Below are 22,657 nucleotides of genomic sequence, written 5' to 3'. Positions count from 1 at the left end.
AAATGCCGCCCGCCACTAGGATTGCGGCCATGCCACAACGGGGCGCATCCTCGACACGCTTGCGTGACCGCTATCGATACTGGTTCGACAACGTCATGGCGCGCGGGACGATCGCCGTCATGGGCCTCCTCGGCCTCGCGACCATCGCGTTCGTCGTCGTCATCGCCGTCATCGTCGTCGTCTTCGGCATGTTCCCGCGCGGAGAGCACTCGCTCACGTTCTTCGAGGTCCTGTGGGGCAACCTCATGCGCACACTCGACCCCGGCACGATGGGAGCCGACCAGGGCTGGGCGTTCCGCGTCGCCATGCTCGTCGTCACGATCGGCGGGCTCATCATCGTCGCGAGCCTCATCGGCATCGTCTCGAGCGCGTTCGACGCGAAGATCGACCAGCTTCGCAAGGGCAGGTCCCGAGTCCTCGAGACCGATCACACGCTCATCCTCGGATGGAGCCAGAAGGTTCTGCCCATCGTCAGCGAGATCTGCATAGCGAACGAGTCACGACGCCGACCGGCCATCGTCATCCTCTCCGATCGGGACAAGGTCGAGCTCGAGGACGAGCTCAAGGCCCACGTGCCGCACACCATGGGCACCCGCATCATCGTCCGCAAGGGCGACCCCATGGATCTCGGCGACCTCGAACTCGGCAATCCGCACACTGCGCGCAGCATCATCCTCATCGCCCCGGAGGAGAGCGACGACCCCGATTCGGTCGTCATCAAGATGGCGCTCGCCCTCACCAACAACCCGCGGCGCGGACCGCGGCGGCTCGACATCGTCGGCGAACTGCAGGAGTCGAGGAATCTCGAGGCCGCGCGGCTCGTCGGTCACGACGAAGCCAGCTGGGTGCTCGCGCGGGACCTCATCAGTCGGATCACGGTGCAGACCTGCCGGCAGAGCGGACTGAGCGGCGTCTATACGGAACTCCTCGACTTCGACGGCGACGAGCTGTACATCGCGGAGGAACCAACGCTCACCGGGCGAACCTATTTCGACGCTCAGCTCTCGTTCCCGGACTCGAGCGTCATCGGGGTCGTGTCCGGCGACGATGTCCTTCTCAATCCGGATGCGGCCAGGGAGATCGTCACCGGCGAGCGGCTCATCCACATCGCCTCGGACGACAGCGCGATCCGCGTCGGCACGGTGGTCGTCCCCGACGTGGCCGCCATCAGCGATGAGCCGGATTCGCCGCGAAGCGCGGAACACACCCTCGTCCTCGGCTACAACTCGGACCTCGTCACGATCGTGCGGGAACTCAACGAATACGTTCCGCCGGAATCGAGCGTCACCGTCGTCGCCGACATCGAGGGACCGAGGCTCCCGCAACTGACCAACCTCGACATCCGCTTCGTTCGCGGCGACACCACGAGCAGGGCGGTCCTGGACGACCTCGACATCCCGGGTTTCGACCACATCATCGTCCTCGCTTACAAGGAGCTCATCGGCGGCCAGCGAGCGGATGCGAAAACGCTCGTGACGCTGCTTCACCTGCGCGAAATCGGGGAGCAGTCCGGCCGCGAGTTGAACATCGTGAGCGAGATGATCGACGACCGCAACCGCGAGATCGCGGAGGTCACGAAGGCGAACGACTTCATCGTGAGCGACAAGCTCATCAGCCTCGCCCTCTCGCAATTGTCGGAGAACCGGGTGCTCGCGCACGTCTTCGACTCGCTGTTCACGAGCGAGGGAAGCGAGATCTACCTGCGACCGGCGCAACGGTACATTCGCGAGGGAGAGACGGTGAACTTCTACACCGTTCTCGAGAGTGCGCGCCGCCGCGGGGAGACCGCCATCGGCTACCGCATCTCCGAGCACGCTCACGACGCATCGCGCGGGTACGGGGTGCGCCTCAACCCGCTCAAGTCCGACAGCATCAGGTTCGCACCGGCAGACAAGGTCATCGTCCTCGCGGAAGACTGAGGCAGCGCATCAGGATTCGTCACGTCCGACAAGGAAACCGGCGCTTCCGGGCCGTGGAATTGCCGTTGCCGACAACGGCTTCGAACCAAACGCGACACGGGGTTACGCTGGCAAACATGAGCGAATACCGGCCACCCATCTCGGACCTGATGTTCTCCCTCGAGCATGTCGTGGGGTACCCCGCGGTAGCTGCCCTGCCCGGGTTCGAGCACGCCGATCTCGAGACAGTGCGCGACATCCTCACGGAGTCCGGCGAATTCATGGCGGATGCCGTCGCGCCCACGAACCGCGAGAGCGATACCGTCGGTGCGCACCGCAACGATGACGGTTCCGTCACGACTCCCCCCGGGTTCATCGCGGCGTACGACGCATATGTCGAGGCCGGATGGGGAGCGGTCCCCCTGCCGGAGGAGTTCGGCGGCGGCGGATTTCCCCGCACCATCGGACTCATCATCCAGGAGATGATGCTCTCCGCCAACATGGCGTTCGCCCTGTGCCCGCTGCTGACCCAGGGGGCCATCGAAGCGCTCCTGAACTACGGAAGCGACGAGCAGAAGAAGTCCTACCTCCCGAAGATGGTGACCGGCGAGTGGGCCGGCACGATGAACCTCACCGAGCCCCAGGCGGGGACGGATGTCGGAGCGCTCACGACGCGCGCGGTCAAGAACGACGACGGCACGTACGCGATCACCGGCCAGAAGATCTTCATCACCTTCGGCGAACACGATTTGAGCGAGCAGATCGTGCACCTCGTGCTCGCCCGCACACCGGGAGCGCCGGAGGGCACCAAGGGCATCTCCTGCTTCATCGTGCCGAAGTTCCTCGTCAACGAGGATGGCTCGCTCGGCGAGCGCAACGCCGTCGAGTGCCTCTCCATCGAGGAGAAGCTCGGCATCCACGGCTCTCCCACGTGCGTCATGAACTACGACGGAGCGACCGGCTACCTCATCGGCGAGGAGAACAAGGGAATGCGCATCATGTTCGTCATGATGAACAGCGCCCGGCTCTCGGTCGGGATGCAGGGGGTCGCGGTCGCCGAGCGCGCGTACCAGCAGTCCCTCGCGTACGCCCAGGAGCGCCGCCAGGGTCTCGCCATCGGCGCCGCCGGCAAGGACTCGGCCATCATCGAGTTCCCGGATGTCCGCCGCATGCTCATGACCCAGAAGGCGTACCTCGAGGCCGCGCGCCACCTCATGCTGCTCAACGCCGCCAACGTCGACATCAGCACGAACCACCCGGATGAGGCCACCCGCACCCGTGCGGACGAGATCGTCGGCCTCCTCACTCCGATCTGCAAGGGCTTCGGCACAGACCTCGGCAACGAGCTCACCTCGATCGCGCTGCAGATCCATGGCGGCATGGGCTTCATCGAGGAGACCGGCGTCGCCCAGCACTATCGCGACGTGCGCATCGCGGCGATCTACGAGGGGACGAACGGCGTGCAGGCCGCGGACCTCGTCGGCCGCAAGCTCGGCGTTCGGCGCGGCTCGTCGTTCACCGAGTACATCAAGGAGATCGGCTCGCTCGACAAGGAACTGGCGAAGGCGGGCAAGGGGTTCGCGAGCATCCGCACGAACCTTGCCGCGAGCGTCGACGCGCTGGGCAAGACCACGAACTGGATGCTGCGCCACGGACTGCAGGACCCGAACTCGATTCTGGCCGGCTCCTCCCCCTACCTTCGGATGTGGGGCGTCACACTCGGCGGCTGGCTGCTCGCGAAGGGCGCCCTCGCCGCCGCAGGCATGGGCGACGCGAAACTCGCGGAGGAGAAGCTCGTCCTCGCGCGGTTCTACGCTGAGCAGTTGCTTCCGCAGGGTGTCGCTCTCCAGGGCGCGGCGACCGCCGGCGAGAGCGACCTGTTCGCGCTGGATGCGGCAGCGCTGGCGTAGTCTCGACGCTCCCCGCATCGCCAATCTGCTCACCGCATCCGAAACGACGGGCGCGGCGAGCCGAATTCTGCAGCGGGAACGGCGAGCGGTTCAGTCGGTCGCGGGGCTCCACTCGGACTCGAGAATGGCGTAGACGTACTCGCTGCCCCATCGGCCGTTGTACCGGTCGTTCTCGATGAGGTGGGCCTCCCGGCGCATCCCGAGTCGTTCGGCGACCCGTGCCGAGCGCGCGTTCTCGGCGTCGATGCGGGCGAAGATCCGGTGGAACCCGAAATGCTCGAAGCCGAGGCGGAGCATGGCTTTCGCCGCCTCCGTCACGTAGCCGTTGCCGACGGCATCCGGATGCAGGCTGTAGCCGAGCTCGCCCTGCATCGCCCGCGTGCTCTCGAGTTTGAAGAGGATCTCGCCGGCAAGCTCGGTCTCGCCCTTCGGCTGGATCGCGAGAGTGAAGATGTCGGCGTCCGTCTCGAATTCGAGGCGCGCGTACTGCGGCATCCGCTCGATGGACTCCGCGAGCGTGAGCGGCTCGCGGTAGAGGTAGCGGACGGTCTCCGGAAGGCTGCGGTAGGAGTAGTAGCGTTCGGCGTCGGCCTCGGTGAAGGCACGCAGGAAAAGACGGTCGGTCTCGAGGGGAAGGTCCGGAGTCTGCACGTGCCGAGACTAGTGGACCCGGACCTCAGTGTGTGGGTCCCGTGCTCTGCAGTGTCAGTCGAACGAGAGGGAGTTCGTAGTCCGTGCTTCCGCGCAATTGCGTCATCGAATCATCGAGCACGCTCCAGAGCTTCGGATGCGCGTCGCGGTAATCGTCGAGCAGCCTGGCAGCCTCGTCGGCGGGGAGCACGCTCGCCGTCGCCGGGACCCTGCGACGAGTCCCGATGCTCACGTGGCAGTGGGGGTTCGCCTGTAGGTTCTGGAACCATTGGGACATCTTGCCGAACCCGGACGCGATGATGACCTCGTCGCGCGAGGGCCGAGTGAGCACCTCGAGGGCGACGTGGCGCGGCAGGCCGGAGGATCGTCCGACATGCTCGAGCAGCAGCAGTCGGCCGGCGAACAGGAAGCCCAACCCCACGCGGAAGATCGCGATGGGCGCACGAACAAGCCACCTCTCCTTGAGAAGCCGAGCGCCGAGTTCTCCTGCCACGGAACTACATGGTAGACCTCGACGATCTGCGGGCTACCGGCCCGAGGTGCGGGGTTCGGACACAGCGGTCAGCCCGCGGCCTGCTCCGCTGCGCGCTGCAGCGTGGTGACGTAGTCGGCCCACCAGGCCTCGTCGTGGTCGGGCAGGTTGCTGCCGCCTGCGCGCACGCCGGCCTGCCCGTCGATGAGTTCGCGGATGATGTCGGCGTGTCCGGCATGGCGGGCCGTCTCGGCGATCATGTGCACGAGGATGCGGTGCAGCGTGACGTCGCGGGATGCCGGCGACCACCATGGGACGAGACCGGGGGCATCCAGCGGGAGTTCGTCGATGGTGCGATCCGAGTGCGCCCACGAGCGGTGGTAGAAGTCGATGATGTCCTGCCGCGATTCGTCGGCGGTCGCCCACATGTCGGCGTTGTCCGGGGAGTCATCCGCCAACCAGGGAAGCGGCTCGCCCGACGGGCGATCAAACACCTCGCCGAAGTAGCCGATCTCGACGCTCGCGACGTGTTTGACGATGCCGAGGAGGTTCGTGCCGGTGCGCGTCATGGGCCAGCGCGCACCCTGTTCGCTCACGCCATCGAGCTTCCAGAGCAGCGCATCCCTGGCCTCTTGCAGGTAACGCTGAAGGGTCTCCTTCTCGGTGAGCACTCGCCCATGCTAGACCAGCCTCCGGTAACGTCGAGTACCGACTTCGAGAAGGACGGCGGCGGGTGGAACTGAGTTTCAGCGGGGAGATCTGGTACTGGCGCGGGCCGTCGCCCTTCCACTTCGTGACGGTTCCGGAGGACGTGGCTGCCGACTTGCACGCAGTGTCGAGCCAGGTCACCTACGGCTGGGGAATGATCCCGGTCACCCTCACGGTCGGGTCGACCACGCGGACGACCTCGCTGTTCCCGAAGGATGGCGGCTACATCGTGCCGCTGCGAGCCGACCTGCGCGCTGCCGAGGGTCTCGACGTGGGCGACGCCGTCGACATCCGGATGTCCGTGGGCGGCTGAGCCGCTGGTGACCGGCCATGTGGCAGGTCTCAGCCTCAGGCCCTAACGCCACAACACGTGGTGGTTCTCGAACTCGTCGAGCCGGTGAGCGATCATCCGGGAGATGAGGTCGCTCGGTACCGGCTCGTCGTGCGGGAGCTGCACCGTGCCCTTTCCGGTCGTGAAGGCCGCCAACTCGTCGGCGAAAGCTTCTACGGTGGTCGGGGTGAACGCGAAATTGGCGTGACTGCGATACCCGGCGAAGACGAACAGGATCGTCCCCGAGGAGTAGGCCGGGTTGCCCCACTTGAGTCCCTCGGTGGCGAGCGGGGCGGTCGCCCTGCTGAGCGCGCGCAACTCCCGAAGCCGCGACTGAACCTGCGCAGGGAATCCGTCGATGTACTCGTCGACCGTCTGCGGCTTCGCCATGGATAGAGGGTACCCCCGTGCGGATCGACCCGTACGGCAAAGGCCGGCCGCGTCAGGCCTTCGTGACCGTCACGCTCACCGGAGTCGGGTTCGCGAACAGGTCCAGCACGGGGCAGTGCGCGTCGACGACATCGCGCAGCTCGTCATAGCGCTCCTGGCTCTCGGGGCCGGAGATCGTGATGATCAAACGCACAGCGCCGAAGCCCGCGCGCACCGACTCGTCGATGCCGAACAGGCGCCGCGCATCCAGGTCGCCCTCGGCCTTCGCGTCGATGTCGTCGACCCGGATGCCGAGCGCCTGCGCATACAACCGGTAGACGACGACCTGGCAGGAGATGAGCGCGCCGAGCGCGTATTCGACGGGGCTCGCCGCGAGGTCGTCTCCGGCGAGCGAGTCGGGTTCGTCGACGAGGAAGCGATGCCTGCCCGCGATGATCTCGGTGGCGACTGAGCCGGCTCCGACACCGTCGACGCGATAGGTGAGATGGGCACTGGATGGCGTGGCGGCGATGCGCTCACCCCATGCGGTGGCGGCGTCGGCGAGGCGCTGGGCGCGCTCCTCGTCGGCGACGGACGGGACGGTGAATTGGGTGTCGGCAGTTTTGGTGTCGATGAGTGTCATGGGGCGACGCTATAGACCGACGCGATCTGCCGCCGAGCGTTACGTCACACGAGGGAACTCGGCGTAACGCTGCGCGCGATGCTGAATGACAGGATTGGCTCATGAGCTCCACCATCGAGCAGTGGGAAGCATCCGTCGACGACCTTTGGGGGCGCTTCGACTCGTTTGACCGCGACGACGGTGTCGCCGCCATGCGCGAATTGGCCGAAGCATGCCCAGCAGCCGATGGCCGGGCAGCTTTCGAACTCGCCGGCATGTACGACTCGATGGGCTTCGAGGCCGAGGCCGGCGCAGAGTATGAGCGCGCTCTCGAGCTCGGCCTCGACGACGCCCGGCATGCCCAACTCGCTGTCCAGTACGGATCGACACTTCGCAACCTCGGCCGCCTCGATGAGGCGATCGCCGTCCTGCGAGCCGCTCCGACTCATGAGACGACTGGCTCCGCACCCCGCATCGTGTTGGCTCTGGCTCTGCACAGTGCCGGGCGTAAGGATGAGGCCCTGCAGGTCGCCATCGAAGCCCAGATCGAGTCGCTGCCTCGCTACCAGCGCTCGATGCGCAACTATGCCGCCGAACTCACCGAGCGCGCGGACTAAGGTAAGCCGACTACTGTGGGCGCATGGCCGAGATCCCTGGGCTTGATGCGCTCCTGACTGCCCTGAACGCCGGGGAGACGATCCCTGGTGGTTCACCGCACCACGAGGCCATGCACGCGGCGAGCCAGGAGTCAATGCGCATCACCGCCGAACTCAACGGGCGCTATCACTCTCCGGATGAGGTGCGGGCCCTCATGAGTGAGTTGACCGGGCGCGAGATTCCCGAGTCCTTCCAGCTTTTCCCGCCGTTCACCGCCGACTTCGGCAGGAACATCCGCTTCGGCGCGAACGTCTTCGTGAACAGCGGATGCCGGTTCCAGGACCAGGGCGGCATCGAGATCGGCGATGGCTCTCTCATCGGCCACAACGCCGTCATCACGACGTTGAACCACGACATGCTGCCGAGTCGGCGGGCCGACATGCATCCTGCCCGTGTCGTGATCGGCCGGGGCGTCTGGTTCGGATCGAACGTGACGGTGCTGCCCGGGGTGACCATCGGCGACGGCGCGGTGGTTGGTGCTGGGGCGGTCGTCACCAAGGATGTTCCGGCGAGCGCAATCGTCGTCGGAGTGCCGGCGAAGCAGGTGGGCACGGTACCGGAGGGGTGACATAACCCTCAGCTGCTGACGCCGCCCACACGTGCCGCAGCCACAGATGCTCCAGGCTCGCGTTCGGGACGCCTTATGTAGCAATGTGTCGCGCATACCTTCTGAGAGAGCGACGCCATCTATCTCGCGAGCGTCTGAGTCATTGCCCGCAGCACACTCACTTCCCGCGGGGTGAGTTCACGCGCCATACGGCCACCGTATTCGAGAGTCGTCCGGGCAAGCACCCTCAGGGTCGTCAGAATCGAGGTGCCTCAGACTTTCCCGGCGAGATCACTTCAACACCGAGCGTTCGGGCCGCGTCGCCCAGCCTGCGATCGTAGGTGAGGATGGCCGAGACGTCCAGCCGCACGGCCGCCTCCAGGTGCAGCGCGTCGAGGGTGCGCAAGTGCTGCATGGGCATGAAGCCCGCGCTTCGGTACACGGCGCGGTCGAGGGCGGCCAGCGCAACGCCGTCCAGGATGCGCGTCACATCGGATTGTGCGAGGTTCTCCCGCACGGCGAGGCGGCGAAGCTCGGTTTCGAGCAGATCACTGGAAACCAGGATGGCGGATGTCCGATCCAGCCAGTCCTCGAGGGATTGGCTCTCCGGCTGGTCGATGAGCAACGCACCCATCGCGGAGGTGTCCACGTATACAAGCGGTGCCGAGGTCACAGTCTGTCCTCACGCAACTCGTCGAGGATCTCACTGAGGCGCCGCTGGGCAGCCTTCCGATCGATACCCAACGACGCCCAGCCACCCTCGCGTCGAGCAGGGCGAGCGATATTCAGCGCGGAGGCCGGGGCGTCAAGTGGCACGATCCGCCCCACGGGCACGCCCCGATTCGTCAGGATGAATGAGTGCCCCTCGCTCACTTCCCGCAACACGCGACCGGACTCGTTGCGCAACTCTCGCTGCGACAAGCTCTCCGTAGGAGATTCATCAATTCCCATGACGACAAGTGTAGCACCCGTGCTACACTTGTCGGTCTCTTGGGGCGCGGGCGCGACGGCATCGACAGGTAAAACACCATCTGTGGAGGAGAGGCGCCTGTGGAGAACGTGCGTCATGCTGACCGGCTGAGGCGGCCCGTCGTCGCAGGGGCGCGCGAACGTCCGTCACGGTTGCGGTGACGACGACCGTGACGATGGTGACGACGTACGCGCCAGCCAGGCGGGAGCGACCCACAACCAGCGCGGGGTCGTTGCGACGTAACTCTCGTACTCGTCTCCGAAGCGTTCCCGCAGCACCGATTCTTCGCCGGGAATCTGCATCCGGTTGATCGCGACCACGAAGAGGGCGACGGGGATGAGTGCTCTCGGCGACCGTCGCCACACAGCGAAGGACGTGAGCATCCCCGCCAACCCGAGGTACATGGGGTTGCGGGTGAGGCGGTTCGGTCCGGACGTCACGAGGTAGGTCGCGCCGGGAGTGACCGGGTCGAAGGTGGTGTCGTGCTTGATGAAACGGGCGAGCGCTCCCAGCCCGAGCCAGACCGAGGCCGCGCCCACGGCGGTGGCCCCCAGCAGAAAGCCTCTCGTCGCGGTGCTCTTCCGTGTCAGCGCGACCTGCACGCCGAATGCGGCGGCGGCCAGTACCGGCGGGGGAATGTGAATGGACATGTTCGGTCAGCTTTCTCGTCGTCAGCCCCGAGGCCACGCTATAACGACACGCGCCGAGATCGCTGCGGTTGATCATGAGAGCCGGGGAGCATTCCCTTCTCCGCAACCTCACGCAACTTTGAGTGGCGTGAACGATCTGATCACAACAAGGTCATATGACGTGATTCGTCACTGGCGCCAGACGCTGACCGGGACTCGACCAGGCCACGTTACCCGCATTGTTGCGACCGAGCACCCCGTCACACGTGACGCGGTGGATCCATCCTCTGATGCAGCACACGTATCACGTCGACACGGTTCGTATGCGAGACGTAGAACACGGCGTGGCTCCCAATCGAGTAGCTCCGGTAGCCTTCGCGGATGTCGTCTCGAACGTGCCCACGCTCAGGATCCGCTGCCACCCGCTCGATCGCCGCCTGGATCTCACGAATGTACTTCTCCGCCTGTCGCAATCCCCATTGCTCCACGGTGAAGTCCCAGATCGACGCAAGGTCACGCTGTGCCGCTGGTGTGAGCCGGTACTCGCTCACGCGCTCTTCGCAGCGATGAACGCGTCGAAGTCGAAGACCTCCGCGTCACCACTGGCTTCACCGGCAACGAGCGCCGCGCGCAACGCCGCGAGCTGGAGCTCCTGCGCCTCCAGGAGACGCAAGCCCGCGCGAACGACCTCACTCGCAGACCGGTACCGACCCTCGCTGACCTGACCTGCCAGAAACGTTGCGAAGTGCTGGTCGAGGCTGATCGATGTGTTCGTGGCCATGACGCAAGATTACCAAGAAATGGTAACGAAGTGATCATTCGATCCACTGCCGATCAGACGTTGGAACGGAACACCGCTGAACTCCGGCATGGCGGTCTCCGGCGTACCCGCTCGACCCTGCGGGGTCACCGCTTTCACCCGAAGCGCCTCACTGCACTCGAACGTGAAGTGCGTCGAGCGCAGTTCGGGCATCAGCTGAGGAAACGCCGTCACTCACACTGAGCAGAGCCTCACGCCACGCGGCACACAACAGACGGGCAAGCGGCACGTGATCGCGGTCGACGACACCGGAGAGGTACTCGACGATCGGATCGACGCGCCGATCGGGGTGGTCGGCGCCCACGAGCCGGGTGTAGCCCTGATCGGTGAGGTAGTCGAACGCGACCTTCAGTGCGGCGAGGGCAGCGGCGGCGGGTTCGTCGTCGGGCCGAGCGGCGAATGCCCCTTCAATCCGATCCAGGACGCGCCGTTCCACGTCACCACGAACCGCGTCGTAGAGACCGACCTTGCTTCCGAAGTGGTGATACAGCGCTCCGGTCGTCACGTCGGCCGCTCGTGCGAGGGTCGACACCGACACCACGTCGAAGGGTGTCGTTCCGAACACCTCGAGTGCAGCCAGGGCGAGTCGGCCCTTGGCTGACGATCGACGGGGGATCCAGTCCGGCACACGGTCAACATATCACGTTGACGGAATATCGTAACCAGATTACGCTCTGGATATGGAGAAAATCGAGATGGTGTACCTGCCGGTCAACGACCTTCAGCAAGCGCTCGCTTACTACCGCGATGCGTTGGGCTGGACCGAACTCTGGCGCGAAGGTGACAGCACCGCCGCCATCGGACCATCGGACGGCGAGGTGAGCGTCATGCTGGACGTTTCCACAACAGGCAGCGAGAAATCGGGGCCGATACTCACCGTGGATGACGTCCCCCGGTGGATCGACGAGCGGCGCGAACGTTTGTCGGTCGCGAAAGAACCGTCGGAGATTCCTGGAGGCTGGTGGGCGAGTGTGACCGACCCGTCCGGCAACATCACCTACATCATCGATCAAAGCACGGCCGACTAGGCCGATCGACGCCATCGGGTGGTGGGCGCACGATCTCAGCAGATGTCGACGAGCTCGAGTTCGTCCGCGCCTCCATCGGCTCTACACGTTGAAGCGGAACTCCACCACGTCGCCGTCCTGCATGACGTAGTCCTTGCCCTCCATGCGGGCCTTGCCCTTCGCACGGGCTTCGTGCACCGAACCGGTTGCCACGAGATCGTCGAAGGAGATGACCTCGGCCTTGATGAAGCCCTTCTCGAAGTCGGTGTGGATGACTCCAGCGGCCTGCGGGGCCTTCCAACCCTTGTGGATCGTCCAGGCGCGCGTCTCCTTCGGGCCCGCCGTGAGGTAGGTCTGCAGGCCGAGCGTGTCGAAGCCGATGCGCGCGAGCTGGTCGAGGCCGCTCTCCGACTGGCCGGTGGACGCGAGAAGCTCGGCGGCGTCATCCGGATCGAGATCGATGAGTTCGCTCTCGAGCTTCGCATCGAGGAAGACGGCCTTCGCCGGCGCGACGAGCGCCGCGAGGCCGTCGAGCGCCGTCGCGTCGCCGAGGATGCCCTCATCCACGTTGAACACGTAGATGAACGGCTTCGCGGTGAGCAGCCCGAGTTCACGGATCGGCTCGAGGTCGAGCTTGACGTGAGCCGACAACGGCTTGCCGCCGTTCAGCCACTCCGCCGCGGACTTCGCCGCCTCGAGCACGACCGGTTCGGTGCGCCGCGTCTTCACTTCCTTCTCGTATCGCTCGATCGCCTTCTCGAGCGTCTGCAGGTCCGCGAGCACGAGCTCGGTGTGGATCGTCTCCAAATCGGATGCCGCATCCACCCGCCCATCGACGTGCACGACATCCGGGTCGGCGAAACCGCGCGAGACGACGGCGATCGCATCCGCCTCACGGATGTTGGCCAGAAACTTGTTGCCGAGCCCCTCCCCCTCGCTCGCACCCTTGACGATGCCGGCGATGTCGACGAAGGAGACCGGGGCGGGCAGGATTCGCTCACTGCCGAAGATGTCGGAGAGCACCTGCAGCCGCGCATCCGGGAGGTTCACAACGCCGATGTTCGGCTCGATCGTCGCGAACGGGTAGTTCGCCGCGAGCACCTGGTTGCGGGTGAGGGCGTTGAACAGGGTCGACTTGCCGACGTTCGGCAGTCCGACGATCGCGATAGTAAGGGCCACGGGGGTTAAGCGTATCCGCTACCCGCCGTGGCCCTTGCCGTCAGCAACCCGAATGCTCAGGCCTTCTGCATCGCGGCGGCGATGAGTCCGCCGAGCGCGACGTTGCCGCGATACACCTCGACGTTGACATCGAGGCTCGCGCCCTTGGTGGCGCGCTGAATGTAGTCGAGCAGGAACGGGGTCGTCTCGTTGCCGGAGATTCCGGCGGTGTGCGAGGCCTCGATGGCCTCGGCGAGCACCGCAACGTGCACCTCGGGTGGAAGCTGCTTGTCCTCAGCGACCGGGTTCGCGACGAGAAGGGTCGACTTGAGGCCGATCGCGTCGCGGTTCTTCGCGATCGCGGCGATCTCCTCGGGGCTGTCGACCGAGTACTCGATGTCGTAGCCGGAGTCGGAGACGTAGAAGCCGGGGTAGTCGGTCGTGCGGTAGCCGACGACCGGCACGTTGAGCGTCTCGAGGCGCTCGAGGGTCAGCGGGATGTCGAGGATCGACTTGACGCCGGCGCTCACGACGACGAGCGGCACGTTCGCGAGAGTGCCGAGGTCGGATGACTCGTCGAAGGTGGTCTCCGCACCACGGTGCACACCGCCGAGCCCGCCGGTCGAGAAGACCTTCACTCCGGCGAGGTGGGCGAGGTACGCGGTGGCGGCGACCGTCGTGCCGCCGTTCAGCTTCTTCGCGGCAGCGATGGGCAGGTCGCGCAGGCTCACCTTGACGACCGTGTCGTCGAGGGAGAGGCGCTCGATCTCGGCATCGGACATCCCGATCGTCGGCACGCCGTCGACGACGCCGATCGTGGCGGGCGTGACGCCGGATGCGCGCAGGCTCGCCTCCGCCTCGCGTGCGACCTCGAGGTTGCGCGGGCGAGGAAGGCCGTGGGTGAAGATCGTGGACTCGAGCGCGACGACCGGGCGGCCGGCGGCGAGCGCGTCGGCGACCTCGGTGGAGACGATGAACGGGGAGTGAGACATGGGTACCTCTTCGATGATCTGCGGATGTCTGTTGTCACCACCGTACGTTCACCCTATTGATAAGAACAAGACGAATATGGGCCAATTTGATAATGTAACCCTATGAATATCACGATGCGTCAGGCGGAGTTCTTCGTGGCGGTGGCTGGCACAGGACACTTCGGCCGCGCCGCCGACGAACTCTTCGTCTCGCAGCCCGTCGTGAGCCAGGAGATCCGCCGGCTGGAACGGAACCTGGGGCTCTCGCTCTTCGACCGCTCAACCCGTTCCGTCGTTCTCACCGCCGCCGGCGAGACCCTCCTTCCCCTCGCGCGCGCCCTGCTCGAGGCAGGAGAGAGCCTCACCGACGTCGCCGCCCGGCTGACCGGACCGGTGAATTCCGGCATCCGACTCGCAGCGACGCCGAGCGCCATGAACGCGCTCGTCCCCGACATCCTGCGCGTGGCGGAGGAGACCATGCCCGGCGTCGCCGTCGAGGAACTCGCCGTCGAGACCGGCGAAGCGGGGGCAGCGCTGACATCCGGGCGGGCCGACATCGGGATCGGCCGCTACATCGATGTCCCCGCGCGCTTTCGCACCGAGATCATCCGCTGGGAGCCGGTGTATGTGGCACTCAGTTCGGACCACCCGCTCGCGTCAGCGCGCGGCATTCGTCTGGCCGACCTCGCCGACGTTCCCCTGCTGCTCTGGCCGCGCGAGCGCAACCCCGAGTACTACGACCGGTTGCTGGAAATCTGCGCGCAGGCCTCGCTCGAACCGCTCGTGCTCGTCAGCCGCCCGCGCATCGTCGGCGCGCGCTCCTACCTCATCTCGGAGGGACGCGCGTTCGGGCTCGTGCCGGAGTCGACCGCCAACCTCGTACTACCTGGCATCACCACGATCCCGCTCGTCGAGCCCCAGCTGCTGCCCATGTCCGTCGCCTGGCTCGCGGATGAGCCCAGGCAGCAGGTGCTCGCTCTCGTCGAGCTGGTCCGGCGGGTGGCAGGGCAGGCCTGACCTGTTCTGGGTGTCCGCGAAGCGCGCCTCTACCGCCCCGGCCCTGCAGACTCCACCGGCGTGACGTCGAAGATCGGGTTCTCGATGACTCCGACGATGCTGCCGACCGGGTCTCGAACCGTGCCGAGTCGGATCCCGTCTCCGACCTCCTCGACCGGTTCGAGCGGCGTCGCGCCCAGCGCAACGAGGTGCGCGTAAGCCGCATCGGCATCCGCAACGCCCCAATAGCTCACGGCGCCCAGCGCGGGGTCGGCAGCCGGATTCAGTCCCAGCTCGTACCCGCCAGGGCTGAAGCCGACGAAGAACGGCTCATCGAAGTACGGCTCGATGCCGAGCGCCTCGATCCACCACTCCTTCGCCGCCGCGAGATCGGGAGCCGGGTAGATGACAGTACGCAATCCCAGGAACATGCAGTCTCCAGTTCACCAAATGCCCATTCAACCGGGAACCGGCGACAACGACAATCCGACCGACCGACAAGCGGTCGGGAGTTGAACTCTTCTTCCGCGATGCGGGGCGTGGCGCACCCGATGGTCGGTCGTGCGTGAGACGATGCGGTGATGGGCCTCGACTTCACCGCCATCGACTTCGAAACCGCCAACTCTCACAACGCTTCGGCATGTTCGGTAGGCATGGTGAAGGTCCGAGACGGCAAGGTCGTCGACAAGTCCGGCTGGCTCATCCGCCCACCGCTCGGCTACGACGCATTCAACGAGTGGAACACGCGCATCCACGGCATCATGGCCCCGGATGTCGAGAACGCGCCGCTCTGGAGCGAGCAGCTCCCCGATCTGGTGGCGTTCGCCGCGGGGGATGTGCTCGTCGCCCACAACGCAGGGTTCGACATGGGAGTCATCACGGCGGCGTGCGCGGCGAGCTTCGTGGACTGCCCGGACTTCTCCTACCTGTGCAGCCTGCAGGTCGCCCGGCGCACCTACAACCTCGACTCGTACCGCCTGCCGGTGGCCGCCATGGCCGCAGGTTTCGAGGACTTCCACCACCACAATGCTCTCGCCGACGCCGAGGCCTGTGCGGCGATCATCGTCCACGCCGCCAACCGCCATGACGCCATCGATCTCCCCCACCTCGCAACGATCACCGGCCAACGGCTCGGAGCCATCGGCCCGGCCGCTGCGGCGGCTTCCACGGCGCACCGGAGCATGGCGCTCGGCTGAACCGCTTCCCTGCGCGCCGGCCGAGGCCGCTGCACGTTTTCCTCATTCCCGCAGTGCCTCGGTTCGCCAGGACCCCGCCTGCGGCGCTCTGTCGCCCGCCACTGACACACTGTGGGTATGGACCCACTTCTCGCTCTACTCATCGGTATCGGTGGCGGCCTTGTCCTCGGCGCGGTCATCGGCTGGCTCATCGGCCGGCTCCGGCGCACCCCGCTGGCGGGCGAAGACCCCGCCGTGCTCCAGGCGCGGCATGAGACCGCGCTCGCGGAGCTGCGCGCATCCGAGCAGACGGCGCAGGGCGCTCTGGCTGCCGAGCTGGCATCCGTGCAGGCGACCGCGATGGCGCTCAAGGAGCAGGTCGGCGGACTCCAGGAACAGCAGCGCGACCTGCTCGCCCGGCAGCGGGCCGAACAGGAGGCGCAACAGGAGCGCGAACGCGCCGAGAGCAAGGTGCTGCAGATGCTCACCCCGGTGCAGGAGAACCTGCGGGCCATGCAGAACAAGGTCACCGAGCTCGAGACCCAGCGTCGCCAGCAGCACGGTGAGCTGAGCCAGCAGCTCAAGTCGGCCACGGAATCCGAGGAGCGCCTGCGCAGCACCGCCGAGTCGCTCGCGGCCGCCCTCAAGAGCAACAGCACGCGGGGGGTATGGGGCGAGACGCAGTTGCGCAACGTCGTGCAGGCGGCCGGCCTCATCGAACGCGTCGACTTCGACGTGCAGTCGAGCATCTCCTCGGATGCCGGAGCCGGCCGCCCGGACATGGTCGTGCACCTGCCGGGCGGCAAGAACATCGCGGTCGACGCGAAGGTACCGTTCAACTCCTACCTCGAGGCGAGCGGCATCCCGATCACCGCGACCGGGGACGAGGGCGCGAAACGCGAGCGGCTCATCAAGGAACACGTCAAGGCGTTGCGCTCGCACATCGACACCCTCGCGGGCAAGGAGTACTACGCGGGACTCGAGACGTCCCCCGAACTCGTCATCGCGTTCATCCCGAGCGAGTCGCTCGTCTCGAGCGCCATGGAGGCCGACCCCGCGATCATGGACTACGCGTTCGGCAAGCGCGTCGCACTGGCCTCGCCGGTGACCCTCTGGTCGGTGCTCAAGACGGTGGCCTTCTCCTGGCAGCAGAACGTGCTCACCGAGGATGCGAAGCTGCTCTTCGACCTGAGCAAGGAGCTCTACGGCCGGCTCGCGAAGCTCTCGGAGCACGTGGAGAAGCTCGGCAGGTCGATCGAGCGCAGCGTCAAGGACTACAACACCTTCGTCGGCTCGCTCGAACGGCAGGTGCTGCCGAGCGCGCGGCGGCTCGGAGCCCTGGACGAGTCGAAGGTGCTCGGCACTCTGCCCGGGATCGAGGAGGCGCCGCGCGAGCTCACCGCCTTCGAACTGGTCTCCGATGCGGACGACGCTGCCGGCTCCGAGGGCTAGGTCCCGTGAGGGGGCGGTTACTGTCCTTCCCGGTGTGCGCGACGAGCAGTTACCGACCCCTCACGGTCCGGCCTACGATGGCCGCATGGCGAACGAGTGGCGGGCGGTCCTGGCAGCCCTAGCGAATTCGGATGCGCGCAGCACCTACGCGGAGGTCGTGCTCGGCATCCCGGATGCCGCAGGCCTCTCCCCGAAGAAGCGCGACCGCGCGATCGCAACGCTGCGAGACGCTGGGCTCATCCGGGTGGCCGACGATGGCGCGCTCGAACTCGTGACGGACGCCATTCCCACGATGCTCGCGCACTCCGCTGTGCCCAAACGCGAGGGCGTGCACCGCTTCGTGCGCGACGGCCGCATCGAGCAGTATCCGGTGCGTCCGGCCGACCGCCGCGAGCTGCTCGCCTGGGTCGTCGAGCAGGCGTTCGCACCGGGCGAAGAACTCACCGAGGCCGAGGTGGGCGACCGGCTCGAGCCGTTCCATCCGGATGTCGCGACCCTTCGCCGCTTCCTCGTCGACGAGGGCATGCTGCAGCGCACTCCCTCCGGAGGCAGCTACTCTCGGGCCTGAGGTCTGGCGAGACTCGCGTCGATCTCGGCCCGCCGAGCGTTCACCACGGCATCGAAGTGTGAGTCGGGCAGCGGCTGTTCCTCCGTGAAATGGATGCCGCCCTCCATCGAGTCGATGCCGTCGACATGCTCGAGCACTGCGGCGACCACGCTCGAGCTGAACGGGTACACCGAGTAGCCCTGCCTGGTGGCGAGAACGCTCAGGAAGCCGGGACCTCGTCCAGCCACTTCTCCACGAGGTGCTCGGCGATCACACGCCGGATCGTCCCCGAACGCGACCGCAGCACGATGCTCTCGGTGCGGATGATCGGCCCCTTCCGCCGCACACCGTCGACGAGACCGCCATCCGTCACCCCCGTTGCGACGAAGAAGGAATTGTCCCCCTTGACCATCTGGTTCGCGTCCATGACGGCGTCGAGGTCGAGGCCGGCATCCTTCGCCTTCTCGCGCTCGTCGTCGGTGCCCGGCGCGAGCCTGGCCTGCATGAACCCGCCGAGCGCCTTGATCGCGCACGCCGTCGTGATGCCCTCCGGGCTTCCGCCGATCCCGACGCACAGGTCGATGCGCGTCTCATAGCGCGCGGCGTTGATTCCGCCGGCGACGTCACCGTCGAGCATGAGGCGCGTTCCGGCCCCCGTCGCCCGGATATCGTCGATGAGCTGGATGTGTCGGGGCCGATCCAGCACGGCGACCGTCATCTCGCCCACGGGCTTTCCCAGCGCCTTGGCGAGAGCCCGGATGTTGTCGCCGATCGGGCGCTCCAGATCGAGGACGCCGTGGCCCGCCGGTCCGGAGACGATCTTGTCCATGTAGAACACGGAGGATGCATCCAGCATGGTGCCCCGATCCGACACGGCGATCACCGAGATCGCGTTCTGACGCCCGGCAGCGGTGAGAGAGGTCCCGTCGATCGGGTCGACGGCGATGTCGCACGCCGGTCCGCGCCGGTTGCCGACGGTCTCGCCGTTGAAGAGCATCGGCGCACGGTCCTTCTCCCCCTCGCCGATGACGATGACCCCGTCGAAGTTGACCGTGCCGAGGAACTTGCGCATGGCATCCACCGCGGCACCGTCCGCGGCATTCTTGTCGCCGCGGCCGATGAACGGCCAGGCGCGGATGGCCGCCGCCTCTGTGGCCCTCACGAGCTCCATGGCGAGGTTGCGGTCGGGGTGAAGGAAAAGGGTGCCGGTGTCGGTACTGGGTTCGCTCGTCATCACACCATCCACCCTATTGACCGGGCGGACCTGCTGTCAGGTGAGGAGACTGAAACATCGCCTCTTCTTAAGAACGGCCGTCAGGTGGCAGGCACTTTCCGGTCACACGACGGCAGAGGACGCCCGCGAATCAATAGACTCGAATCACACCGCAATCTCCAAGGAGTCGTCATGCCCATCGCCACCCCGGACCAGTACGCCGAGATGCTCGACAAGGCCAAGAAGGGCGGATTCGCGTATCCCGCGTTCAACGTCTCCTCATCGCAGACCATCAACGCGGTCCTGCAGGGGCTCACCGAAGCCGGTTCCGACGGCATCATCCAGGTGACGACCGGCGGCGCCGACTACTTCGCCGGCCAGAGCGTGAAGGCCCGCGCATCCGGTGCGCTCGCGTTCGCGGCGTTCGCGACCGAGGTGGCGAAGAACTACCCCATCGCCGTCGCACTGCACACCGACCACTGTCCGAAGGATGCGCTCGACGGCTTCGTCATGCCGCTCATCGAGGCGTCGGAGGCGGAGGTGAAGGCGGGGCGGAACCCCATCTTCCAGTCCCACATGTGGGACGGCTCCGGCGTTCCGCTCGCGGAGAACCTGGAGATCGCGAAGACGCTGCTCCCCCGCATGAAGGCCATCAACGCGATCCTCGAGGTCGAGATCGGCGTCGTCGGCGGTGAGGAGGACGGCGTCAGCCACGAGATCAACGAGCACCTGTACACGACGGTCGAGGACGGCATCCAGACCGTCGAGGCGCTCGGGCTCGGTGAGAATGGCCGCTATATGGCCGCCCTCACCTTCGGCAACGTTCACGGAGTGTACGCACCGGGCAATGTGAAGTTGAAGCCGGAGCTGCTCGCGGAGATCCAGGCCGGGATCGCCGCGAAGTTCGGCACAGCAGCCAACCCGCTGGACCTCGTCTTCCACGGCGGTTCAGGTTCGAGCGACGAGGAGATCGCGACCGCCGTGCGCAACGGCGTCATCAAGATGAACGTCGACACCGACACCCAGTACGCCTTCACCCGACCGATCGCCGACTACATGCTCAAGAACTACGACGGCGTCATCAAGGTGGATGGCGGTGTCGGCAACAAGAAGCAGTACGACCCGCGCGCCTGGGGAAAGGTGGCGGAGTCCGCCATGGCCGAACGCGTCGTGCAGTCGACCCGCCAGCTCGGGTCCGCGGGCCACTCCGCCGGCATGAACTGAGCGGGCGCGCCCGTCACGGTTCGTCAGGGCCGGCCGGCAGTCTGAACCGCATCCTCAATTCGTCTCCGGTCTCCCATTCGAGACCGTCCACGGCGGCCTTGAGGGTGAAGTAGTGCGGCGCGAGGAGCGTCAGCCTTCGCCCCTCGGGAAAGTGCACGTCGGTGCTGAGGGCCACAGCGGTGGAGCCGTCCTGGTCACGACGAAGCTGAATGACGGTCGCCGAACTCCCGTGCTCGGACTCCGTCGCGGCGACCTGGAGCAGCCCGAGAAGCGCTGAGCGCTGGGATGCCGTCATGAGATCCGCGCGATGCTCCGCATCCAGCACGGTGACGTTCAGACGTGCCGCGACCGCGTCGAGCCAGCTCCGATTGGACCGCTCCACGAGCTCCGCCCGAAGTTCGTCTGCAATCCGTTGCGCCTGTATCCTGTCGTCCTCCGTCACGGTGCCGCGTTCGGCTACCGCGCGCAGCAGGGGGATGGCCTGCTCGCCGACGCTCGCGAGCTCGTGCCGCAGGATTCGCAGTTTCGCCGCTTCACCGAGGACCCCGCTCGACAGCGTCGGACGGGTCTCGTCCCTCGCCCAGTTCGTCGTGCGCTGGACGACCTGGTAGGCGAAGACGACCGCCGCGACCGTACCCACGAGCACGGGGCCCGAACCCAGCACGATGACCGACAGTGTCGGCCAGTAGGGGGGCACTCCGGTCGGCACCAGGCCGACGATCGCCGCGGTAGCCACGACGCTCGACGACCCCAGAACGAGAATCCTGCGCGCGGAGGAGTACGGTGCCAGCGCGGCGATCATGAATGCAAGGCCCACGGGAGCCCACCACAGTTCGATCGGCTGGGCATTCGCCGACCTGCCGTACGCGGAGAGGGCGATCCCGATCCAGCCCGCGAGCAGGGCGGCGACCATGGGAGTCAACGCGGCAGGAACATCGCGGGGCCGGCCGAGAACGCTGATGACGACAAATCCGAGGGCCATCACGGTGATCGCCGCCCCATCGAACCAGGCGACGAGTCCGGACCTCATCGACAGGGCGGTGACGCTGGATCCGTAGACCAGAGCGAGCCCGCCGAACACCAGGGGGGCGGATGGTCCGGTGAACCATGACAGGGGGTCGACGTCGCGCGGTGACCGCGTCCAGAACTCAGACACCGTCCACCTCGATCGGAACCGAGATGACGACCGACGTCCCTGCGCCGATGGCCGACCAGATGCGGACCCTCCCGCCGCACCCTTCGATGCGTTTGACGAGCGCGCGACGGATGCCGAGTCGATTGTCCGGGATGTCGGTCGGGTCGAACCCCCTGCCGTGGTCGACGATCATGGTCGAGAGCGTGGTCTCCGATGCGTCGATGAACACCTCCGCCGAGTCCGATCCGGAATGACGAACGATGTTCTCGAGGCATCCTCCCACCGCGCCCACGAGCGCGGCGGCCGCCTCCCTCGAGATGCGGGCCGAGAGAGCCTCTCCTCCGCTCACCTCGACCGTCAGTCCCCGCCAGCGGAACTCGCTGATGATGGCGAGAAGCTCGATCCGAAGCTGTCCCTCGATCGCCGACCCGAAGAGGGCGTCCGGGTCCCTCTGCGCTGCTGCGACGGCATCCACGTCGCGGAGGAAGCGCGCTCGAGCGCGATCGTCCACGGCATCCTTGCCGTTCACCACGGCTGCCAGGTCGTTGAGGACCGTGTCGTGCAGGAGCGAGATCGCGGTCGACTCCAGTTCCCGCTGGCCCGCCATGCGCGCGACCTCGACCTCGATCGCCGAGAAGTCGGGGGCGAACCGGCGCTGGGAACGGCGAATCAGCCAGAACATGACGATGATCGTGAGGTAGATCGCAAGGGAGACGACGGGGCCGAATCCGGGATTCGTGGGCAACCCCAACGCGAGCTGGGCAGACATCGTCGCCGCCGAACCGGCAAGGCATCCTGCAGCGCACCACACGACGCCGTGAATCAATCGACTGCTCACCGCGCCCACGAGAAGGAGCGCGATGGTGACGCGGTTGAGGAGATAGATTCCGTTCTGGTTGAGGCTCGGATCGGCGGCCAGAAGGCCGAGGTCGTAGACGGCCGCCGCTGCCGTTCCCACCGCGAGGTAGACGACGGCGCGCTGCCACGACGGTCGGCGGGTCACCCACAACAGCGCGACGATCACGACGAGGAGCGACGCGAGCGAGAGGAGGATGCCGATCGGATACCGGCGTTCGATCCACAGATCGATGAGCAGAATGACGCAGATTCCCAGATACGCGAACGCGACAGCCCATCCGGCACGAAGAACTGACCTCGCGGTGATCGTGGCCGCAAGGTCACGGGGCGGCACTGC

General features: G+C 66.4%; 29 protein-coding genes. 11 read left to right on the top strand and 18 right to left on the bottom strand.

Annotation, left to right across the window (positions count from 1 at the left end):
- Positions 1-29: 29 nt before the first annotated feature.
- Together BKA04_RS10370 and BKA04_RS10365 are read left to right on the top strand one after the other, a co-directional pair.
- A complete protein-coding gene (locus BKA04_RS10370) occupies positions 30-1,919 on the top strand; it encodes a CASTOR/POLLUX-related putative ion channel (protein ID WP_167309728.1) in 1,890 nt (629 codons plus the stop codon).
- A gap of 116 nt (positions 1,920-2,035) precedes the next feature.
- A complete protein-coding gene (locus tag BKA04_RS10365; RefSeq protein ID WP_104096345.1) occupies positions 2,036-3,808 on the top strand; it encodes an acyl-CoA dehydrogenase in 1,773 nt (590 codons plus the stop codon).
- Positions 3,809-3,898: 90 nt separating this feature from the next.
- Here BKA04_RS10365 and BKA04_RS10360 read toward each other — a convergent pair whose 3' ends face one another.
- The 3 genes from BKA04_RS10360 to BKA04_RS10350 form a co-directional block, all read right to left on the bottom strand.
- Positions 3,899-4,459, bottom strand: a complete 561-nt coding sequence (locus BKA04_RS10360) for a GNAT family N-acetyltransferase (protein ID WP_104096344.1) — start codon at positions 4,457-4,459, stop codon at positions 3,899-3,901.
- Positions 4,460-4,484: 25 nt separating this feature from the next.
- Complete coding sequence (locus BKA04_RS10355) at positions 4,485-4,952, bottom strand: nitroreductase family deazaflavin-dependent oxidoreductase (RefSeq protein ID WP_104096343.1); 468 nt, start codon at positions 4,950-4,952, stop codon at positions 4,485-4,487.
- Positions 4,953-5,020: 68 nt separating this feature from the next.
- A complete protein-coding gene (locus BKA04_RS10350) occupies positions 5,021-5,602 on the bottom strand; it encodes a DinB family protein (RefSeq protein ID WP_104096342.1) in 582 nt (193 codons plus the stop codon).
- Positions 5,603-5,664: 62 nt separating this feature from the next.
- Between BKA04_RS10350 and BKA04_RS10345 the strand changes: the two genes are divergently transcribed.
- Positions 5,665-5,952 carry a DUF1905 domain-containing protein gene (locus tag BKA04_RS10345; protein ID WP_104096341.1) on the top strand — a complete coding sequence of 96 codons (288 nt, stop codon included), beginning with the start codon at positions 5,665-5,667 and terminating at the stop codon, positions 5,950-5,952.
- Between the two features lie 42 nt (positions 5,953-5,994).
- On the opposite strand, the gene BKA04_RS10340 is transcribed toward BKA04_RS10345, so the two are convergent.
- Together BKA04_RS10340 and BKA04_RS10335 are read right to left on the bottom strand one after the other, a co-directional pair.
- A complete protein-coding gene (locus BKA04_RS10340) occupies positions 5,995-6,360 on the bottom strand; it encodes an iron chaperone (RefSeq protein WP_104096340.1) in 366 nt (121 codons plus the stop codon).
- A gap of 52 nt (positions 6,361-6,412) precedes the next feature.
- Positions 6,413-6,982, bottom strand: coding sequence for an OsmC family protein (locus tag BKA04_RS10335; protein WP_104096339.1), 570 nt, complete (start codon positions 6,980-6,982; stop codon positions 6,413-6,415).
- 101 nt (positions 6,983-7,083) lie between these two features.
- Between BKA04_RS10335 and BKA04_RS10330 the strand changes: the two genes are divergently transcribed.
- Together BKA04_RS10330 and BKA04_RS10325 are read left to right on the top strand one after the other, a co-directional pair.
- A complete protein-coding gene (locus BKA04_RS10330; protein ID WP_104096338.1) occupies positions 7,084-7,578 on the top strand; it encodes a tetratricopeptide repeat protein in 495 nt (164 codons plus the stop codon).
- 23 nt (positions 7,579-7,601) lie between these two features.
- Positions 7,602-8,186, top strand: a complete 585-nt coding sequence (locus BKA04_RS10325; protein ID WP_104096337.1) for a DapH/DapD/GlmU-related protein — start codon at positions 7,602-7,604, stop codon at positions 8,184-8,186.
- 235 nt (positions 8,187-8,421) lie between these two features.
- Here the strand turns inward: BKA04_RS10325 and BKA04_RS10320 are convergent, their stop codons facing one another.
- The 6 genes from BKA04_RS10320 to BKA04_RS10295 all read right to left on the bottom strand — a co-directional run bounded on the left by BKA04_RS10320 (position 8,422) and on the right by BKA04_RS10295 (position 11,212).
- Positions 8,422-8,838 (bottom strand): type II toxin-antitoxin system VapC family toxin, encoded by a 417-nt coding sequence (locus BKA04_RS10320; protein WP_104096336.1) that lies wholly within the window; start codon positions 8,836-8,838, stop codon positions 8,422-8,424.
- On the bottom strand, positions 8,835-9,116 hold the full coding sequence (locus tag BKA04_RS10315; protein ID WP_104096749.1) for a type II toxin-antitoxin system Phd/YefM family antitoxin: 282 nt from the start codon (positions 9,114-9,116) through the stop codon (positions 8,835-8,837). Before BKA04_RS10315 ends, BKA04_RS10320 begins: the two co-directional genes overlap by 4 nt.
- A gap of 165 nt (positions 9,117-9,281) precedes the next feature.
- Complete coding sequence (locus tag BKA04_RS10310) at positions 9,282-9,785, bottom strand: methyltransferase family protein (protein ID WP_104096335.1); 504 nt, start codon at positions 9,783-9,785, stop codon at positions 9,282-9,284.
- 239 nt (positions 9,786-10,024) lie between these two features.
- Positions 10,025-10,315, bottom strand: coding sequence for a type II toxin-antitoxin system RelE/ParE family toxin (locus BKA04_RS10305; protein ID WP_104096334.1), 291 nt, complete (start codon positions 10,313-10,315; stop codon positions 10,025-10,027).
- Positions 10,312-10,545, bottom strand: a complete 234-nt coding sequence (locus BKA04_RS10300) for a type II toxin-antitoxin system ParD family antitoxin (protein ID WP_104096333.1) — start codon at positions 10,543-10,545, stop codon at positions 10,312-10,314. Before BKA04_RS10300 ends, BKA04_RS10305 begins: the two co-directional genes overlap by 4 nt.
- A 148-nt stretch (positions 10,546-10,693) precedes the next feature.
- Positions 10,694-11,212 carry a helix-turn-helix domain-containing protein gene (locus tag BKA04_RS10295; RefSeq protein ID WP_104096332.1) on the bottom strand — a complete coding sequence of 173 codons (519 nt, stop codon included), beginning with the start codon at positions 11,210-11,212 and terminating at the stop codon, positions 10,694-10,696.
- A gap of 52 nt (positions 11,213-11,264) precedes the next feature.
- Here BKA04_RS10295 and BKA04_RS10290 point away from each other — a divergent pair, with 52 nt between their 5' ends.
- Complete coding sequence (locus tag BKA04_RS10290; protein WP_104096331.1) at positions 11,265-11,612, top strand: VOC family protein; 348 nt, start codon at positions 11,265-11,267, stop codon at positions 11,610-11,612.
- A gap of 81 nt (positions 11,613-11,693) precedes the next feature.
- On the opposite strand, the gene ychF is transcribed toward BKA04_RS10290, so the two are convergent.
- Both ychF and BKA04_RS10280 read right to left on the bottom strand, forming a co-directional pair.
- Positions 11,694-12,770 carry a redox-regulated ATPase YchF gene (gene ychF / locus BKA04_RS10285; RefSeq protein ID WP_104096330.1) on the bottom strand — a complete coding sequence of 359 codons (1,077 nt, stop codon included), beginning with the start codon at positions 12,768-12,770 and terminating at the stop codon, positions 11,694-11,696.
- 56 nt (positions 12,771-12,826) lie between these two features.
- Positions 12,827-13,741, bottom strand: a complete 915-nt coding sequence (locus BKA04_RS10280) for a pseudouridine-5'-phosphate glycosidase (RefSeq protein WP_104096329.1) — start codon at positions 13,739-13,741, stop codon at positions 12,827-12,829.
- A gap of 102 nt (positions 13,742-13,843) precedes the next feature.
- On the opposite strand from BKA04_RS10280, the gene BKA04_RS10275 reads away from it, so the two are divergent.
- Positions 13,844-14,737, top strand: coding sequence for a LysR family transcriptional regulator (locus tag BKA04_RS10275; protein ID WP_104096328.1), 894 nt, complete (start codon positions 13,844-13,846; stop codon positions 14,735-14,737).
- 29 nt (positions 14,738-14,766) lie between these two features.
- On the opposite strand, the gene BKA04_RS10270 is transcribed toward BKA04_RS10275, so the two are convergent.
- Positions 14,767-15,147, bottom strand: coding sequence for a VOC family protein (locus BKA04_RS10270; protein ID WP_104096327.1), 381 nt, complete (start codon positions 15,145-15,147; stop codon positions 14,767-14,769).
- Positions 15,148-15,297: 150 nt separating this feature from the next.
- Here BKA04_RS10270 and BKA04_RS10265 point away from each other — a divergent pair, with 150 nt between their 5' ends.
- From BKA04_RS10265 to BKA04_RS10255, 3 genes are all read left to right on the top strand, one after another.
- The gene (locus tag BKA04_RS10265; protein ID WP_104096326.1) at positions 15,298-15,912 is read left to right on the top strand and encodes a 3'-5' exonuclease; all 615 of its coding nucleotides are present in this window, start codon (positions 15,298-15,300) and stop codon (positions 15,910-15,912) included.
- Positions 15,913-16,029: 117 nt separating this feature from the next.
- On the top strand, positions 16,030-17,343 hold the full coding sequence (locus BKA04_RS10260; RefSeq protein WP_104096325.1) for a DNA recombination protein RmuC: 1,314 nt from the start codon (positions 16,030-16,032) through the stop codon (positions 17,341-17,343).
- An 85-nt stretch (positions 17,344-17,428) separates the two neighbouring features.
- Positions 17,429-17,911, top strand: coding sequence for a DUF2087 domain-containing protein (locus BKA04_RS10255; protein WP_104096324.1), 483 nt, complete (start codon positions 17,429-17,431; stop codon positions 17,909-17,911).
- Here BKA04_RS10255 and BKA04_RS10250 read toward each other — a convergent pair.
- Together BKA04_RS10250 and glpX are read right to left on the bottom strand one after the other, a co-directional pair.
- The gene (locus BKA04_RS10250) at positions 17,896-18,138 is read right to left on the bottom strand and encodes a hypothetical protein (protein ID WP_104096323.1); all 243 of its coding nucleotides are present in this window, start codon (positions 18,136-18,138) and stop codon (positions 17,896-17,898) included. The two genes, BKA04_RS10255 and BKA04_RS10250, sit on opposite strands and share 16 nt — an antisense overlap.
- Positions 18,111-19,124 (bottom strand): class II fructose-bisphosphatase, encoded by a 1,014-nt coding sequence (glpX, locus tag BKA04_RS10245; RefSeq protein ID WP_104096322.1) that lies wholly within the window; start codon positions 19,122-19,124, stop codon positions 18,111-18,113. The genes BKA04_RS10250 and glpX overlap by 28 nt, the downstream gene beginning before the upstream one ends.
- A gap of 171 nt (positions 19,125-19,295) precedes the next feature.
- On the opposite strand from glpX, the gene fbaA reads away from it, so the two are divergent.
- Entirely contained in the window at positions 19,296-20,327 is a 1,032-nt protein-coding gene (fbaA, locus tag BKA04_RS10240) for a class II fructose-bisphosphate aldolase (protein ID WP_104096321.1), read from the top strand.
- Positions 20,328-20,340: 13 nt separating this feature from the next.
- Here the strand turns inward: fbaA and BKA04_RS10235 are convergent, their stop codons facing one another.
- A complete protein-coding gene (locus BKA04_RS10235) occupies positions 20,341-21,483 on the bottom strand; it encodes a hypothetical protein (protein WP_104096320.1) in 1,143 nt (380 codons plus the stop codon).
- On the bottom strand, positions 21,476-22,654 hold the full coding sequence (locus tag BKA04_RS10230; RefSeq protein ID WP_104096319.1) for a sensor histidine kinase: 1,179 nt from the start codon (positions 22,652-22,654) through the stop codon (positions 21,476-21,478). The genes BKA04_RS10235 and BKA04_RS10230 overlap by 8 nt, the downstream gene beginning before the upstream one ends.
- Positions 22,655-22,657: the final 3 nt, after the last annotated feature.

It is taken from the genome of Terrimesophilobacter mesophilus, from assembly GCF_014200375.1.
GTDB lineage: Bacteria > Actinomycetota > Actinomycetes > Actinomycetales > Microbacteriaceae > Terrimesophilobacter > Terrimesophilobacter mesophilus.
This window is presented reverse-complemented; position numbering and strand designations above follow the sequence as displayed.